Here is a 17,037-nt window from a genome sequence, read left to right on the forward strand (position 1 = left end):
GTACTCTCTCTTGTTATCCGCGGCCACGCCGGAAGTTGGCTCATACCTGAATCCAGAATGTCACGGGACCGTCATTAACCAGCTCAACCTGCATATCGGCAGCGAAGCGTCCGGTTTGCGTGTGTATTGCCTGCTGGCGGCAACGTTCGACAAAATATGCATAAAGCGCCTGCGCGCGCTCCGGCGCAGCGCCGCCGGAAAAGCTCGGTCGCATACCACGCTCGGTATCGGCCGCCAGCGTAAACTGCGACACCACCAGCACGCTGCCGCCAGCCTGTTGTACGTTCAGATTCATCTTGCCGTCGGCATCGCTGAAGATACGGTATCCCAGCACGCGCTCGCACAGACGATTCGCTTTTTGTTCGTCATCTTCTTTTTCGACACCCAATAACACCAAAAGTCCTGGGCCAATTTCACCCGTCACCTCGTCCTCCACGGTGACGCTGGCACGGGTTACGCGTTGAATTAATGCAATCATGGTTGGTCAGCTTCTTCTTGTTCTGCGGCTTGTTTGAGTTTTCGGTATTCCCCGAGAGTGACAGTTATTTCTGCGCCAAGCAAGACTATACACCAGGTCCAGTATACCCAGACAAACAGGATTGGGATCACCGCCAGTACGCCATAAATAAGCTGATATGACGGGAACATGGTGATATAAAGCGCGAAACCTTTCTTTCCGGCCTCGAACAGTAAAGCCGCGACAAACGCGCCGACAAGGGCGTCACGGTTCGGTACACGAGTCGTTGGGACAATACTGTAAAGTAACCAGAATGAGAGCCACGAAAGCAGCAACGGAAGGATGCGCAATACATTGTCGATGACCGTATTCAGCTCGCTGGCCCAGCGTAAAGAAAGCAGATAGGAGCTGATCGCCAGGCTGGCGCCAGCGAGTAGCGGGCCGAGCGTAAGGATCATCCAGTATACCGCAAAAGAGTACACTTTTGGTCGTGTGCGTTTGCTGCGCCAGATAGTATTTAAGGCGCTATCAATGGCATACATCAACAGCAATGCCGTCACAATCAGTCCACAGGCGCCCACCGCCGTCATTTTGTTGGAGTTAGCGACAAACTGCTCAATATAGCGCTGAATCACATCCCCGGTGGCTGGCATAAAGTTAGCGAAGATAAAATGGCGTAACTGAATGCTGACATCAGAAAACATCGGAAACGCAGCGAAAAGAGCAAAAACGACGGCAATAAGCGGTACTAAGGAGAGTAATGAGACATAGGCGAGATTTCCCGCCAGAGTCGTCATATTATCCTCATCGATACGCTGCCATAATAGCTTGAGCCAGGCCCGAACAGGGCGTGTATGGCATCCAGCTTTTTGGTGAACGGTTTTTAGCATAACAGCTTCGCGAAATAGTCAGGGATAGTAGTTTTATCCTTCACCAGGATGCTGGTGATCCCCAACTGGTTGGCCCCTTCTATATTATCGGCGTTGTCGTCGAAAAAGACCGCATCAGCGGCGGAAAATCCCTCCTTCTGCAGGACGTGCTGATAAATACGCGCTTCGGGCTTACGCATTCCCAAATCCTGCGATAAATAGATATGGTCGGCGGCAGCGCGAACCTCCGGATATTCCTCCGGCCAGAAGTGGGTATGCAGTCGGTTAGTATTGGATAACACCACCACTCGATGCCCCTGCTCGCGCAGTTTATGCATGATAGCAATCACTTCGGGCCGTAATCCGACAAATACCGCCTGCCAGCCGTGCGAGAACTGTTCATAACTGAGCGATAATGCCATTTCATGGCAGAAAGCTTCAGCAAACGCTTCGTCAGTTATCTCACCGCGTTCATGTTGGTGAAAAGTCTCGCCCATCGTAAATTTTTGCTTCAGCGAAGCCAGCGGTACTCGACTCAGGTCGCTCCACACACCTAATACGCGGTTAAAGTCGATATCGACAATCACATTACCTAAATCAAAGATATAGAGCATGGCATTCTCCTTGCTAACCGGGGATGAATAACTGTAGCGGGAAAGGAGAAGTTTGACTATGTATCCCTTTATAAATCAATTAACAAAAAGACAATAGAAACGCAGACGATGTTCAATATCGCCTGCATCACAGCGCCGTTTTATTGGCCGGATAAAGCGCTGACGCGACCATCCGGCGCAAGGGCGCTTGTCACGCTGAAACGGCGTCGTCCAGCGAAGGACTCACCTGAACCACTTCGATTTGCTGGGATTGAAGTAAATTCTGTAATGCCGGACCGGGATACTCATCCGTAAACAGAGCGGTAATCTGTGACACATTGCCGATCTCAACCGCCGCAGAAGCATGGTATTTCGTATGATCGGCGGCAAGCAGGATGTGTCGCGAGTGGGCCATCATCGTTTTCACTACGCTGGCTTCGTTAACATCAAACTCCAGCAACGCGCCATCGCTCTCTATCGCGCCTACGCTGGTGACGAGATAGTCCGCCCGGAACCCCGCGACAAACGCCGTCGCGGATGGCCCGATAATGCCGCTATTATGCGGTCGCAGAGTGCCGCCAGGCACCATCACTTCAAAGCGAGGGTTATTATAAAGAATGTGCGCGACGCGCAGGCTATTGGTGATAATGCGCAGATGATTATGGTTGAGCAGCGCGCGCGCCACCTGCTCAACCGTCGTTCCAATCGTGATAAATATCGTGGAGCCATCCGGAATATAGTCAGCCACGGCTTCCGCAATGGCTTTTTTCTCTTGCGTCCAGGAGACCTCTCGCTGCTCAAAGGCGGTATTGACCACACTGGACGCTCTGCCAGCGCCACCGTGATGACGCGTAATCAGCCCCTGCTCGCTTAATTTACGAATATCGCGGCGAACCGTCTGGGTAGAGACCTCCAACAAACTGGCTAACTCATCGATATTCATATAGCCGCGCTCATCAATGAGCATTAACAGTCGATCGTGTCGCGGATTACCGGTCAGTTCGGTAAGACTCATGAGCATTCCTCTAAAAGCTTCCTACTGCCCATATTATACAAAAAGTGACAGGAAAGATCGGGTTTGCTCACAATCAGGGATACCCGCCCGGCCACCCGGGCGCGTACACTTCAGCGCAGCAACGCCGCTGGCGAATCTGACAGCCTCTTCGATGGCGTATCCGCTTGCCAGGCCAAATGCCAGTGCACCATGAAAAACATCGCCCGCGCCGGTAGTATCCACCACCTCCACGGTAAAACCCGGTTGGTGGCGTACCGTCGTTTTTTCCAACCAGTTGCAGCCTTCACTGCCTCGCGTGACATAGACATGTCCATTTGTGAGCGTTTGTGATTTTTTTAGCGCATCCATGGTTTCACTCATCCCCGTCAAACGTGCCAGTCCCGGCTCGGAGAAGGCGGCGTGGTCACTTAACGCCACCAGCTCGCTAATATCCTGCGGCGTAATATCGCCATCCAGAACGGTCATGACGCCAGCCTGACGCGCCAGCGTAAAGGCCTGCTTCGCGCCGTCATGCCAGCGCACATCCGCCAACACCACATCCCACTGCGAAAAATCGATGTCGTTAAGCCAGTCGGCGTCAGGTAATAAATCCGGGCTGGGATAATTAACGATGATCCGCTCTCCTTTGGCGTCCACCATAATCGCTGACTGCGACGACATCGCCTGCGTATAGCGGCGGGTATAGCGGGTATTAACCCCCAGGGACTCCAGCTCCGCCAGCAGACTGTTTCCGGTGTCGTCATCGCCCACACGGCCAATAAAGTCCACCTGCGCGCCCAATTTCGCCGCAGCCACGGCAGCGGTCGCCGCAGGCCCGCCGCCCACTTCCGTATAGCGCTTCGCCACATATTTACCCCCTTCTGTCGGTAATCCTTCCACGTAATAGATGCGATCCATCACGGTAATACCTACACAAGCAATACGAATCATGGTCATTCCTCAGGCATTTGAGATAGGCCCATTTTAATTTCACGAAATGTTTAAAAAGTGACGGCTGTCAATTTTTTGACCATAAATTACAAATACGATCAAAAACAGACAGAAAAAATGCTCACACATGACAAAAAATGACACCATCGTGTTCAGGAGAACGATATGGCAGTTATAGCATTTATCGGGTTGGGGCAGATGGGCTCCCCTATGGCGAGTAACCTGCTAAAGCAGGGCCATCAACTCAGCGTCTTCGATGTTAATCCCGACGCCGTACAGCGTCTGGTAGACAAAGGCGCGCAACCTGCAAGCAGCCCGGCTCAGGCAACCATCGGCGCTGAATTTGTTATCACCATGCTCCCGAACGGCGAGCTGGTTCGTTCCGTTTTATTTGGCGAGCAAGGCGTTTGCGAAACCCTTTCCCGTGAAGCGCTGGTCATTGATATGTCCACTATTCATCCGCTGCAAACCGACAAGCTGATTGCCGACATGCAGAGCAAAGGGTTCAGCATGATGGACGTGCCGGTAGGCCGGACATCCGACAACGCGATTACCGGCACATTGTTGCTGCTGGCAGGCGGTACGGCGCAGCAAGTAGAACACGCTACTCCTGTGCTGATGGCGATGGGTAATGAGCTGGTCAACACCGGCGGCCCGGGAATGGGTATTCGCGTAAAACTGATCAACAACTACATGAGTATTGCGCTAAATGCGCTCTCCGCCGAAGCCGCCGTGCTATGTGAAGCGCTGGGGCTTTCCTTCGACGTGGCTTTAAAAGTGATGAACGGCACTGCAGCAGGCAAAGGGCATTTCACCACCACCTGGCCGAATAAAGTGATGAAAGGGGATCTGTCTCCCGCCTTCATGATCGATCTGGCGCACAAAGATCTTGGCATCGCGTTGGATGTCGCCAATCAACTGCACGTACCGATGCCGCTCGGCGCCGCCTCCCGTGAAGTTTATAACCTGGCGCGGGCCGCAGGCCGCGGTCAGGAAGACTGGAGCGCCATCCTGGAACAGGTGCGCATCAGCGCCGGGCTGACCGCCAACGTAAAAAAGTAACGACTGTATAAAGGAAAATTGAATGAACAACTACACCATCAAAGACATTACGCGAGCGTCCGGCGGGTTTGCCATGCTGGCTGTCGATCAGCGTGAGGCAATGCGTTTAATGTTTGCTGCTGCTGGTGCGAAAACACCCGTTGTCGATAGCGTGCTGACGGATTTCAAAGTGAATGCGGCGAAAATTCTCTCCCCGTATGCCTCTGCCGTTCTGCTGGATCAGCAGTTCTGTTATCGCCAGGCCGTAGAACAAAATGCGGTCGCTAAAAGCTGCGCCATGATCGTCGCGGCGGATGATTTCATCCCGGGCAACGGTATTCCCGTTGATAACGTGGTCGTTGATAAAAAAATTAATGCGCAGGCGGTAAAACAGGATGGCGCAAAAGCCTTAAAACTGTTGGTGCTGTGGCGCAGCGACGAAGACGCGCAGCAGCGTCTGGATATGATTAAAGAATTCAATGAATTATGCCACTCCAATGGTTTGCTGAGCATTATCGAACCGGTTGTACGCCCGCCGCGCTGCGGCGACAAGTTCGATCGCGAGCAGGCGATTATCGATGCGGCCAAAGAGTTGGGCGACAGCGGTGCCGACCTTTACAAAGTTGAAATGCCGCTCTACGGCAAAGGCGCGCGCTCCGATCTTCTTACCGCCTCACAGCGCCTGAATGGGCATATCAATATGCCGTGGGTCATCCTCTCTTCCGGTGTGGACGAAAAACTGTTCCCTCGCGCAGTCAGGGTCGCGATGGAAGCTGGCGCATCCGGGTTCCTGGCGGGACGCGCGGTCTGGTCATCGGTGATTGGTTTACCGGATACCGAGCTGATGTTACGTGATGTTTCCACCCCTAAATTGCAACGCCTGGGCGAGATCGTCGATGAAATGATGGCGAAACGCCGTTAATACGAGGATGAAAGAATGAAATGGTTTAACACGTTGAGCCACAACCGCTGGCTGGAGCAGGAAACCGACCGCATCTTTAATTTCGGTAAAAATGCCGCGGTGCCGACAGGCTTCGGCTGGCTGGGAAATAAAGGACAAATCAAAGAAGAGATGGGCACCCATCTTTGGATCACGGCACGTATGCTGCACGTTTATTCCGTGGCGGCGTCCATGGGCCGACCGGGCGCTTATGATCTGGTCGATCACGGTATCAAAGCCATGAACGGGGCGCTGCGCGATAAAAAATACGGCGGCTGGTATGCCTGCGTTAACGATCAGGGAGTGGTGGATGCCTCTAAACAGGGTTATCAACACTTCTTCGCCCTGCTGGGCGCGGCCAGCGCCGTCACTACCGGCCATCCTGAAGCCAGAAAATTGCTGGATTACACCATTGAAGTTATTGAGAAATACTTCTGGAGCGAAGAAGAGCAGATGTGCCTGGAGTCCTGGGATGAAGCCTTCAGCAAAACCGAAGACTACCGTGGCGGCAACGCCAATATGCACGCCGTCGAAGCGTTCCTGATTGTTTATGACGTCACCCATGACCGTAAATGGCTCGACCGCACGATCAGAGTCGCCTCCGTCATCATTCACGATGTCGCCAGAAAAGGTGATTATCGTGTTAATGAACACTTCGATTCGCAGTGGAACCCAATCCGCGATTACAACAAAGAAAATCCGGCACATCGCTTCCGCGCTTATGGCGGTACGCCAGGTCACTGGATTGAGTGGGGCCGCTTATTGCTTCATATCCATGCTGCGCTGGAAGCCAAATGCGAACAACCCCCAGCCTGGTTACTGGAGGACGCTAAAGGTTTGTTCCATGCCACTATCCGTGACGCCTGGGCGCCGGACGGCGCTGACGGCATCGTTTACACCGTTGGCTGGGACGGTAAGCCGATCGTACGGGAGCGTGTACGCTGGCCAATTGTGGAAGCAATGGGCACGGCATATGCGCTCTACACGGTGACGGGCGACCGTCAGTACGAAACCTGGTATCAGAAATGGTGGGACTACTGCATTAATTACCTGATGGACTATGAAAATGGTTCCTGGTGGCAAGAGCTGGACGCCGATAACAAAGTGACCACCAAAGTGTGGGACGGCAAGCAAGATATTTATCACTTGCTGCACTGTCTGGTCATTCCTCGTCTGCCACTCGCGCCGGGCCTGGCTCCAGCAGTCGCGGCGGGCTTGCTGGATATCAACGCCAAATAAAGTGACATAAAAATACGGCATATCAACAAGCTATTGTTAGATATGCCGTTGTTTTATAGGGGTAGCTCTATGCATAGTGGTGGAAAAACGATTTTACTCACAGCGGGTGATTACCGTGCACAAATCGTTACCGTCGGCGCGGGCCTGGCTGGGTTAACGTATCAGGATCGTCATTTAGTCATTCCGCATGACCCAGCGGAAATGCCGATGGCTCACCTGGGAAAAGTACTTATTCCCTGGCCTAACCGTATCGCGAACGGCTGTTATCAGTATGGCGGGCATGAATATCAGTTGCCAATCAATGAACACGCTTCTAACGCTTCTATTCACGGTTTCCTGGCGTGGCGTAACTGGCAGGTTAGCGAATTGACGACGACAAAAGTCACGCTGACGGCGTTTCTACCGCCGAGTTATGGCTATCCGTTTTCGTTAATATCGCAGGTGATTTACTCGCTGAACAACGAAAGCGGACTCTCCGTAGAAATCATCAGTAAAAACATCGGGGACAAATCCGCGCCGTATGGCGTCGGCATCCATCCTTATTTGACCTGTAACTTAGCGCCTGTTGATGGCTATATGCTGCAGCTTCCCGCTAAACAAGTTTTTGCTATTGATGAGCATTCTAATCCAACCCATTTACATGCTGTTGACGAACTGGATTTGAATTATTTAAACCAGAGATTCCTCGGCGGTAAGCAGATTGACCATACATTCAAAACTGACAGGACCGAATGGGAAATGCACATTACTGACCCGCAACAAGCCCTGTCAGTAAGTTCACGCTCCAATCAACCGTGGCTACAGATTTATAGCGGCGAAAAATTATATCGTAGAGGTTTAGCCGTTGAACCCATGAGCTGTCCGCCAAATGCGTTTAACTCAGGAATAGATTTAATTCAGCTCTCCCCGGAACAACAGCATCATCTGTTTTTTAATATTCGAGGGGAATATATATAGCAAAAAAAACAACCCGAACTTAATGAACATATTTAATTCCTATCAATAATCAGGACCAGATTTCGAAGGTTCGATTACCCAAGAAGGAACAACTATGGATTTTTTTAATTTATTCACACCAGACGGTGTGATGTTAGATGCAGGCGTTGTGTATATCGTTATTGCTTTAATGTTTCTTTATACCTTTGTGGGGATATGTGCTGGTTTTGGTGGCGGGCTAACAACCATGCCGCTCATTACTCTGATGTTACCGGTAAAAATGGCAACCCCATTATCCGTTATTGTCGGTACGGCAACGGCCATTTATGCAACCTGGTTGTCACGTAAGGAAACCGACTGGCGGTCTGCCGCCGTGCTTATCTTCTTTTCATTTTTAGGTATTCCGCTAGGGTTATATGCCCTCTCCTATTTACCTGATCATATGATGAAAATAGGTCTGGGCGGATTCTTAATCCTCTACTCGTTTTACAGTATGTTTATTCCTCGTCTACCCGTCTACGACCGCCGTTGGATCGCCGCGCCTTTAGGCGCTGTCGCCGGAGCACTGGGGGCAGCTTTTTCCACCAACGGACCACCGGTGGTCATGTATGGCATGTTACGCAATTTAGGCCCGGCAGCTTTTCGCGGTACGCTGAACGCCTTTTTTACGGCAAATAACATTGCGGTAGTTGGCGGCCTGGCATCTAGTGGAATATTAACGATATCCACCTTTAAGCTGGTCATTTTCTGTATTCCGACAATGGTTCTGGGATCGCTGGTTGGGCAATATGTTCATAAGCGTATATCAGTTAAGGTATTCCGCGTTCTTGTATTTTTACTATTGATTGCCTCAGGTGCAATGCTTATTAAAGGCGCAATGGGTATTTCTACCCTTACCGCAATCCTGCCGCCGTTTGCTCTTTTGGCTGTATTACAACTGTTATTTGGTAAAAAAATAGCTGAAATTCGTAAGGCGGACGAAGGCAAATAAAAAGCGTTTACTTTTGTGCTCTGACGAAAATCAGCGCTCGTTACGACACCATCATAGTACTCGAATTCCACTATTTCATGGAGACTAAAATATTATGAGTACATTACACCAGAATCTATTAAATATACAAATAAATAAATCCATTAATGGCTTTACGCTCTACTATCACCAGCATTTACTCCTCCGCCATACGACCGAAAACCCCTGTCTGTGGATTGGCGCGGGCGTTGCCGACATTGACATGTTTCGCGGCAACTTCAGCATCAAAGACAAACTTAACGAGAAGATTGCATTAACAGAGGCCACGGTCAGCGAGCTACCCGACGGCTGGCTGGTACAATTCAGCCGTGGCGCAACAATTAGCGCCACTCTTCGCATCTCCGCCGATGAGGCAGGACGCCTGAAGCTGGATCTGCAAAACGACGACCTGCACCACAACCGTATCTGGTTACGTCTCGCAGCTAATCCAGACGACCATATCTATGGCTGCGGCGAACAGTTCTCTTATTTCGATTTGCGCGGCAAGCCGTTCCCGCTGTGGACCAGCGAACAGGGCGTTGGCCGTAACAAAACCAGCTATGTCACCTGGCAGGCCGACTGTAAAGAGAACGCCGGCGGCGACTATTACTGGACCTTCTTCCCGCAACCGACCTTTGTCAGCACGCAAAAATATTACTGCCACGTCGATAATAGCTGTTATATGAATTTCGACTTCAGCGCGCCGGAGTATCACGAACTGGCGCTGTGGGAAGGTAAAACTACGCTGCGTTTTGAGTGCGCCGACACCTACATCGATCTGCTGGAAAAACTGACGGCGCTGTTAGGTCGCCAGCCGGAGCTGCCTGACTGGGTTTACGACGGCGTCACGCTCGGCATCCAGGGCGGCACGGAAGTTTGTCAGCAAAAACTGGATACCATGCGCAACGCGGGCGTAAAAGTGAATGGTATTTGGGCTCAGGACTGGTCCGGCATTCGCATGACCTCTTTCGGCAAACGCGTGATGTGGAACTGGAAGTGGAATAGTGACAGCTATCCGCAACTGGATAGCCGTATCAAACAGTGGAAAGAAGAAGGCGTACAGTTCCTCTCTTATATCAACCCGTACGTCGCCAGCGATAAGGACCTCTGCGCCGAAGCCGCTAAACACGGTTATCTGGCGAAAGACGCCGCGGGCGGCGACTATCTGGTCGAATTTGGCGAATTCTATGGCGGCGTGGTCGATCTGACCAATCCTGAAGCTTACGACTGGTTCAAAGACGTCATCAAAAAGAACATGATCGCGCTCGGCTGCAGCGGCTGGATGGCGGATTTCGGCGAATATCTGCCGACCGACACGTATCTGCACAACGGCGTCAGCGCCGAGATCATGCATAACGCCTGGCCTGCGCTGTGGGCGAAATGTAACTATGAAGCGTTACAGGAGACCGGCAAACTCGGCGAGATCCTGTTCTTTATGCGCGCCGGTTATACCGGTAGCCAGAAGTATTCCACCATGATGTGGGCAGGCGACCAGAACGTTGACTGGAGCCTTGATGATGGTCTGGCCTCCGTGGTCCCGGCGGCGCTATCGCTGGCGATGACCGGCCACGGCCTGCATCACAGTGATATCGGCGGCTACACCACGTTATTCGACATGAAACGCAGCAAAGAGTTGCTACTGCGCTGGTGCGATTTCAGCGCCTTCACGCCGATGATGCGCACCCACGAAGGCAACCGCCCCGGCGATAACTGGCAGTTCGACGGCGACGCGGAAACCATTGCCCACTTTGCCCGCATGACTACCATCTTTACCACGCTGAAACCGTATCTCAAGCTGGCGGTGGCGCAGAACGCGGCTACCGGTCTGCCGGTCATGCGTCCGCTATTCCTGCACTACGAGAACGATACCACAACCTACACCCTGAAATATCAATATCTGCTCGGTCAGGATCTGCTGGTCGCGCCGGTTCACGAACAGGGGCGCCGCGACTGGACGCTGTACCTGCCGGAAGATCTCTGGGTGAATATCTGGACCGGCGAAGCCCACCACGGCGGTGAAATTACCGTGGATGCGCCCATTGGCAAGCCGCCGGTCTTCTATCGCGCGAAGAGCGAGTGGGCTTCACTTTTTGCTTCTTTACGGAATATCTAATACGGCTCGCCCGCAGGGAAAACTGCGGGCAGATGGAGAAGAATAATGAGTCAAACATCATCGAATCCGGCAACCCTACGCTTGCCGTTTAAAGAAAAACTTGCCTATGGCCTGGGAGATTTAGGTTCCAATATCCTGTTAGATATCGGGACCCTTTATTTACTCAAATTTTATACCGATGTGCTGGGTTTACCCGGGACTTACGGTGGGATCATTTTCCTGATCGCCAAATTTTTTACCGCATTTACCGATATGGGTACCGGCATTATGCTCGACTCGCGGCGTAAAATTGCTCCGAAGGGCAAATTCCGTCCGTTCGTGCTTTACGCGGCATTTCCGGTAACGCTACTGGCAATTGCTAACTTTGTCGGCACACCGTTTGAGGTGACGGGAAAAACCGTCGTCGCAACGATACTGTTTATGTTCTACGGGCTGGTTTTCAGCATGATGAACTGCTCGTATGGCGCGATGGTGCCCGCGATTACCAAGAACCCGGATGAACGCGCCTCGCTTGCCGCCTGGCGTCAGGGCGGCGCCACTCTCGGCCTGCTGCTGTGTACCGTTGGCTTTGTGCCGGTCATGAACCTGATCGAAGGCAATGCCCAGCTCAGCTATATTTTCGCCGCCACGATATTTTCATTGTTTGGCCTGCTATTTATGTGGCTGTGCTACACCGGCGTTAAAGAGCGCTACGTCGAAGTAAAACCTGTCGATAACGCGCAAAAGCCCGGATTATTACAGTCGTTCCGCGCTATCGCCGGTAACCGTCCGCTGTTTATTCTGTGTATCGCCAACCTTTGTACTCTCGGCGCCTTCAACGTCAAACTGGCGATTCAGGTTTATTACACCCAGTACGTTCTTAACGACCCGATCCTTCTCTCCTGGATGGGCTTCTTTAGCATGGGCTGTATTTTTATCGGCGTCTTTTTGATGCCCGGCGTAGTAAGGCGTTTTGGCAAGAAGAAAGCCTATATCGGTGGGTTGTTAATATGGGTGGCGGGCGATCTGCTCAACTACTTCTTTGGCGGCGGCTCGGTCAGTTTTGTCGCCTTCTCCTGCCTGGCGTTCTTCGGCTCCGCCTTCGTCAACAGCCTGAACTGGGCGCTGGTTTCCGACACAGTGGAATACGGTGAATGGCGTACCGGCGTCCGCTCGGAAGGAACGGTTTACACCGGCTTTACCTTCTTCCGTAAGGTCTCCCAGGCGCTGGCAGGGTTCTTCCCCGGCTGGATGCTGACGCAAATCGGTTATATCCCGAATGTGGTGCAATCGGCGGGAACCGTCGAAGGCCTACGCCAGTTGATCTTTATTTATCCGTGCGTGCTGGCGGTCATCACCATTATTGCGATGGGCTGTTTCTACAACCTCAACGAGAAGATGTACGTGCGAATTGTGGAAGAGATTGAGGCCCGGAAACATACGGTCTAACAACAATAAAATATAACGCCTTGCGGGGCGTTTTGAGAGGCGATTATGTCTAATCATGATCCACTAACGCTAAAGTTGAGCCTGCGGGAAAAATGCGCCTATGGCGTGGGCGATTTCGGTTCGAATCTGATGCTGTGTATCGGTACGCTGTATCTACTGAAGTTTTATACCGATGCACTCGGGATGCCTGCATATTACGGCGGAATTATCTTTCTGGTAGCGAAATTCTTCACCGCTTTTACCGATATGCTCACCGGCGTATTGCTGGATTCACGCCGTAATATTGGCGCAAAGGGAAAGTTTCGCCCTTTTATTCTGTATGCGTCATTTCCGGTGGCTCTGGTTGCTACTGCGCAATTCTTTGCCACTCACTTTACTTTACCCGTTAAAACAGCATTCGCGACGTTGCTGTTTATGTTGTTCGGTCTGTTCTACAGCCTGATGAACTGCTCATACGGCGCGATGGTCCCCGCTATTACCAAAAATCCGCATGAGCGCGCCCAGCTCGCCGCATAGCGACAAGGCGGCGCTACCATTGGCCTTCTTCTTTGTACCGTAGGTTTTATGCCCATTCAGGCGCTGTTTACCCGTTCCCCTTCGCTGGGTTATCTGGTTGCAGCAGTCATCTTTTCGGTCTGCGGGCTGTTCAGCATGTGGTGGTGCTTTAGCGGGGTGAAAGAACGGTATATCGAAACCGTGCCTGACACGCATAAACCTAGCATATTGAAATCCTTCTGTGCGATTTTTCGTAATCCGCCGCTGCTGGTGCTCTGCGTCGCCAATTTGTGCACGCTGGCCGCCTTTAATATCAAACTGGCCATTCAGGTTTATTACACTCAGTACGTGCTGAACGATATTCATTTGTTGTCATGGATGGGTTTTTTCAGCATGGGCTGTATCCTGATTGGCGTCTTATTAGTCCCTGCTGCGGTAAAACGCTTCGGGAAAAAACAGGTTTATCTTGGTGGTCTGATACTGTGGGCCGTTGGCGATATCCTGAATTTTATCTGGGGTGGTACGTCATTCCTGTTTGTTATTTTCTCTTGTGTCGCGTTTTTCGGTACTGCTTTCGTCAACAGCCTGAACTGGGCGCTGGTTCCGGATACGGTTGACTACGGCGAATGGAAAACAGGTATTCGCGCTGAAGGCTCGGTTTATACGGGTTATACCTTTTTCCGCAAAATTTCCGCTGCGCTTGCTGGCTTTTTGCCAGGTATTATGCTGACGCAAATCGGTTATATCCCCAACATAGCTCAAGGTGACACCACGTTGCTTGGTTTACGTCAGCTCATTTTTTTATGGCCTTGCGGTCTTGCCATTATCGCAGCACTAACGATGGGCTTTTTTTATAAGCTCAATGAACAACGTTTCGCTTTTATTATCGAGGAAATTGCCCAACGAAAGAAAACAGGTAATCAGACTGTCGCGACTAATAATAAACAAAGCATTTCTACTGTAAATAATTAAACGACGCTTGCCGCTTTATCCATCCCGATGGATGGCGGCTTCCCTACATTGGAGAAATGGATTTATTATGAAATCTCTGAATACTCTAGTGATATTAACCTCTGTAGTATCTACCTCTGTTTTTGCTGGCGCTTATGTAGAAAACCGTGAGGCTTATAACCTGGCGTCTGACCAAATGGAGTTTATGCTGCGCGTCGGCTATAACTCCGATATGGGGGCTGGGATTATGTTGACCAATACCTATACCCTACAGCGTGATGATGAATTAAAACACGGTTATAATGAGATTGAGGGCTGGTATCCGTTATTTAAACCTACAGATAAATTAACCATTCAGCCTGGGGGATTAATAAACGACAAAAGCATTGGTTCCGGCGGCGCGGTCTATCTGGATGTTAACTATAAATTCACCCCGTGGTTTAATCTTACGGTACGTAACCGATATAATCACAATAGTTATAGCTCAACCGATTTGAATGGCGAACTGGATAATAATGACAGCTATGAAATCGGTAACTACTGGAATTTTATCATTACCGATAAATTTTCTTATACCTTTGAACCACACTATTTTTATAACGTTAATGATTTTAATAGTAGTAATGGTACGAAGCATCATTGGGAAATCACTAATACTTTCAGATACCGGATTAGCCAGAACTGGCTGCCGTACTTAGAGTTACGCTGGTTGGATCGCAATGTGGAACCCTATCATCGCGAACAAAACCAGATTCGCATTGGGGCCAAATATTTCTTCTAAACGAATGTATTAAAAAGCCGCTGAATTTCAGCGGCTTTTTTGGTGCCGGATGGCGACTTACGAGAAACTCGTATTACTCTTCTTTCGGACCACGGTTCGCACGGCGGCGATCGTTTTCCGTCAGGTGACGTTTACGGATACGGATAGAGGTTGGGGTTACTTCTACCAGTTCGTCGTCATCAATGAACTCCAGCGCTTGCTCAAGGCTCATTTTAATTGGCGGAACCAGAATAACCGCTTCATCCGTACCGGACGCACGCATGTTGGTCAGTTTCTTACCGGTCAGGCAGTTTACCGTCAGGTCGTTGGAGCGACTGTGAATACCGATAATCTGGCCTTCGTAAACTTCCGCGCCGTGACCCAGGAACAGCTTACCGCGATCCTGCAAACCGAACAGCGCAAACGCAACCGCTTTACCCTGACCGTTGGAGATCAGTACGCCGTTCTGACGCTGACCCACTTCACCCGGACGAATATCGTCGTAATGGCTGAAGGTGGAGTACAGCAGACCAGTACCGGAAGTCATGGTCATGAATTCTGAACGGAAACCAATCAGCCCGCGGCTTGGGATCACGTAGTCAAGACGTACGCGACCTTTACCGTCTGGATTCATGTTTTTCAGGTCGCCTTTACGCTCGCCCAGCGCCTGCATGACAGAACCCTGATGCTGCTCTTCGACGTCCAGCGTCACGTTTTCGTAAGGCTCTTGTTTACGACCGTCGATTTCACGGAAGATAACTTTCGGACGGGAAACCGCCAGTTCGAAACCTTCACGACGCATATTTTCAATCAGCACGGACAGGTGCAGTTCGCCACGACCGGATACACGGAACGCATCCGCATCTTCGGTTTCTTCAACGCGCAACGCCACGTTATGCACCAGCTCTTTGTTCAGGCGGTCAAGAATCTGACGAGAAGTCACAAACTTACCTTCTTTACCGCAGAACGGCGAGGTGTTAACGCAGAAGAACATAGACACGGTCGGCTCATCAACGGACAGCGCCGGCAGCGCTTCAACGTTCTGCGGGTCACAGATGGTGTCGGAAATGTTCAGCTCGCCCAGACCGGTGATCGCAATGATATCGCCCGCTTCGGCGATATCACTGTCGATACGCTCCAGACCCAGATGCGTCAATACCTTACCCACTTTCGCGTTACGGGTTTTCCCTTCACTATCGATGATAGTGACCTGCTGGTTCGGCTTCACTTTGCCGCGTTTGATGCGGCCAATGCCGATAACGCCAACGTAGTTGTTGTAGTCAAGCTGGGAGATCTGCATCTGCAACGGACCATCGAGGTCAACGTCCGGTGCCGGAACATGATCAACGATCGCCTGATACAGCGGGGTCATGTCTTCCGCCATATCTTCGTGGTCCAGACCCGCGATACCATTCAACGCTGACGCGTAGATGATCGGGAAGTCCAGTTGCTCGTCGGTCGCATCAAGGTTAACAAACAGGTCGAATACCTGGTCGACAACCCAGTCAGGACGCGCGCCAGGGCGGTCAACTTTGTTGATAACCACAATCGGTTTCAGGCCATGAGCAAAGGCTTTTTTGGTCACGAAGCGCGTTTGCGGCATCGGGCCGTCAAATGCGTCAACCACCAGCAGCACAGAGTCAACCATGGACATGACGCGCTCTACTTCACCACCGAAGTCAGCGTGCCCGGGAGTATCAACGATGTTGATACGGTAATCATTCCATTTAATAGCGGTGTTTTTAGCGAGGATAGTAATACCACGCTCTTTCTCCAAATCGTTGGAGTCCATCACTCGCTCTTGAGTTTCGGCACGCGCGTCGAACGTACCGGATTGCTGGAGCAGCTTATCAACCAGGGTAGTTTTACCATGGTCAACGTGCGCGATGATGGCGATGTTACGCAAATTTTCGATCACAACTTTGCCTCAGGCATTAGAAATAGCGCGTTATTGTACACGGATTAATCGCACTACAAAACAGGATCACAAACATCCTCCGCAAACAAGTATTGCAGAGTCTCTTTGTGATCGCTTTCACGGAGCGTTAAAAGGGTGGCTTGCGTTCTATTGCACCAATGTGGTGCTTAATGTTCACATTAAAGCACTATTTTGGTGCAACATAGTCACCGTGGTGCAGCCCTTTTGCACGATGGTGCGCATGATAACGCCTTTTGGGGGCAATGTGAAAGTTGGCACAGATTTCGCTTTATATTTTTACGGCGACACGGCCAGCAGAATTGAAGATCTCGTTACCACGACG

The 17,037-nt window shown here is 51.1% G+C and carries 14 protein-coding genes and 1 pseudogene; 9 read left to right on the top strand and 6 right to left on the bottom strand.

What is annotated here, in order from left to right; genetic code table 11:
* Positions 1-40: 40 nt before the first annotated feature.
* The 5 genes from dtd to F4V72_RS20800 form a co-directional block, all read right to left on the bottom strand.
* Complete coding sequence (gene dtd, locus F4V72_RS20780; RefSeq protein WP_136058579.1) at positions 41-478, bottom strand: D-aminoacyl-tRNA deacylase; 438 nt, start codon at positions 476-478, stop codon at positions 41-43.
* Positions 475-1,347 (bottom strand): virulence factor BrkB family protein, encoded by an 873-nt coding sequence (locus F4V72_RS20785; protein WP_053528799.1) that lies wholly within the window; start codon positions 1,345-1,347, stop codon positions 475-477. Before F4V72_RS20785 ends, dtd begins: the two co-directional genes overlap by 4 nt.
* Entirely contained in the window at positions 1,341-1,940 is a 600-nt protein-coding gene (yihX, locus tag F4V72_RS20790; protein WP_000965699.1) for a glucose-1-phosphatase, read from the bottom strand. Before yihX ends, F4V72_RS20785 begins: the two co-directional genes overlap by 7 nt.
* Positions 1,941-2,130: 190 nt before the next feature.
* Positions 2,131-2,934, bottom strand: coding sequence for a DeoR/GlpR family DNA-binding transcription regulator (locus F4V72_RS20795; RefSeq protein ID WP_023249108.1), 804 nt, complete (start codon positions 2,932-2,934; stop codon positions 2,131-2,133).
* Positions 2,935-2,967: 33 nt separating this feature from the next.
* On the bottom strand, positions 2,968-3,864 hold the full coding sequence (locus tag F4V72_RS20800; protein ID WP_111764805.1) for a sugar kinase: 897 nt from the start codon (positions 3,862-3,864) through the stop codon (positions 2,968-2,970).
* A 165-nt stretch (positions 3,865-4,029) separates the two neighbouring features.
* Here F4V72_RS20800 and yihU point away from each other — a divergent pair, with 165 nt between their 5' ends.
* From yihU to ompL, 9 genes and pseudogenes are all read left to right on the top strand, one after another.
* Positions 4,030-4,926 (top strand): sulfolactaldehyde 3-reductase, encoded by an 897-nt coding sequence (yihU, locus tag F4V72_RS20805; RefSeq protein ID WP_053509954.1) that lies wholly within the window; start codon positions 4,030-4,032, stop codon positions 4,924-4,926.
* Between the two features lie 22 nt (positions 4,927-4,948).
* Positions 4,949-5,827 carry a sulfofructosephosphate aldolase gene (gene yihT / locus F4V72_RS20810; RefSeq protein WP_136058580.1) on the top strand — a complete coding sequence of 293 codons (879 nt, stop codon included), beginning with the start codon at positions 4,949-4,951 and terminating at the stop codon, positions 5,825-5,827.
* Positions 5,828-5,842: 15 nt separating this feature from the next.
* Positions 5,843-7,084, top strand: a complete 1,242-nt coding sequence (gene yihS, locus F4V72_RS20815; RefSeq protein ID WP_053509952.1) for a sulfoquinovose isomerase — start codon at positions 5,843-5,845, stop codon at positions 7,082-7,084.
* 69 nt (positions 7,085-7,153) lie between these two features.
* Positions 7,154-8,041: an aldose-1-epimerase gene (locus tag F4V72_RS20820; RefSeq protein WP_023249103.1), complete on the top strand. Its 888-nt coding sequence runs from the start codon at positions 7,154-7,156 to the stop codon at positions 8,039-8,041.
* A 94-nt stretch (positions 8,042-8,135) separates the two neighbouring features.
* Positions 8,136-9,011, top strand: coding sequence for a sulfite exporter TauE/SafE family protein (locus F4V72_RS20825; RefSeq protein WP_023249102.1), 876 nt, complete (start codon positions 8,136-8,138; stop codon positions 9,009-9,011).
* Positions 9,012-9,105: 94 nt separating this feature from the next.
* Positions 9,106-11,142, top strand: a complete 2,037-nt coding sequence (locus tag F4V72_RS20830) for an alpha-glucosidase (protein ID WP_023249101.1) — start codon at positions 9,106-9,108, stop codon at positions 11,140-11,142.
* A 45-nt stretch (positions 11,143-11,187) separates the two neighbouring features.
* On the top strand, positions 11,188-12,570 hold the full coding sequence (locus F4V72_RS20835) for an MFS transporter (RefSeq protein WP_136058581.1): 1,383 nt from the start codon (positions 11,188-11,190) through the stop codon (positions 12,568-12,570).
* A 45-nt stretch (positions 12,571-12,615) separates the two neighbouring features.
* Positions 12,616-14,037, top strand: a pseudogene (locus F4V72_RS20840) (MFS transporter).
* Positions 14,038-14,104: 67 nt separating this feature from the next.
* On the top strand, positions 14,105-14,797 hold the full coding sequence (ompL, locus tag F4V72_RS20845) for a porin OmpL (RefSeq protein ID WP_079836855.1): 693 nt from the start codon (positions 14,105-14,107) through the stop codon (positions 14,795-14,797).
* Between the two features lie 73 nt (positions 14,798-14,870).
* On the opposite strand, the gene typA is transcribed toward ompL, so the two are convergent.
* A complete protein-coding gene (gene typA, locus F4V72_RS20850; RefSeq protein WP_000572063.1) occupies positions 14,871-16,694 on the bottom strand; it encodes a ribosome-dependent GTPase TypA in 1,824 nt (607 codons plus the stop codon).
* Between the last annotated feature and the right edge of the window lie 343 nt (positions 16,695-17,037).

Source organism: Salmonella enterica subsp. diarizonae (assembly GCF_008692785.1).
In the GTDB taxonomy this organism is placed as follows: Bacteria; Pseudomonadota; Gammaproteobacteria; order Enterobacterales; family Enterobacteriaceae; genus Salmonella; species Salmonella diarizonae.

Coding starts and splice junctions, on each gene's coding strand:
- dtd (WP_136058579.1), bottom strand. CDS start 478: ATGATTGCATTAATTCAACGCGTAACCCGTGCCAGCGTCACCGTGGAG.
- F4V72_RS20785 (WP_053528799.1), bottom strand. CDS start 1,347: ATGCTAAAAACCGTTCACCAAAAAGCTGGATGCCATACACGCCCTGTT.
- yihX (WP_000965699.1), bottom strand. CDS start 1,940: ATGCTCTATATCTTTGATTTAGGTAATGTGATTGTCGATATCGACTTT.
- F4V72_RS20795 (WP_023249108.1), bottom strand. CDS start 2,934: ATGAGTCTTACCGAACTGACCGGTAATCCGCGACACGATCGACTGTTA.
- F4V72_RS20800 (WP_111764805.1), bottom strand. CDS start 3,864: ATGATTCGTATTGCTTGTGTAGGTATTACCGTGATGGATCGCATCTAT.
- yihU (WP_053509954.1), top strand. CDS start 4,030: ATGGCAGTTATAGCATTTATCGGGTTGGGGCAGATGGGCTCCCCTATG.
- yihT (WP_136058580.1), top strand. CDS start 4,949: ATGAACAACTACACCATCAAAGACATTACGCGAGCGTCCGGCGGGTTT.
- yihS (WP_053509952.1), top strand. CDS start 5,843: ATGAAATGGTTTAACACGTTGAGCCACAACCGCTGGCTGGAGCAGGAA.
- F4V72_RS20820 (WP_023249103.1), top strand. CDS start 7,154: ATGCATAGTGGTGGAAAAACGATTTTACTCACAGCGGGTGATTACCGT.
- F4V72_RS20825 (WP_023249102.1), top strand. CDS start 8,136: ATGGATTTTTTTAATTTATTCACACCAGACGGTGTGATGTTAGATGCA.
- F4V72_RS20830 (WP_023249101.1), top strand. CDS start 9,106: ATGAGTACATTACACCAGAATCTATTAAATATACAAATAAATAAATCC.
- F4V72_RS20835 (WP_136058581.1), top strand. CDS start 11,188: ATGAGTCAAACATCATCGAATCCGGCAACCCTACGCTTGCCGTTTAAA.
- ompL (WP_079836855.1), top strand. CDS start 14,105: ATGAAATCTCTGAATACTCTAGTGATATTAACCTCTGTAGTATCTACC.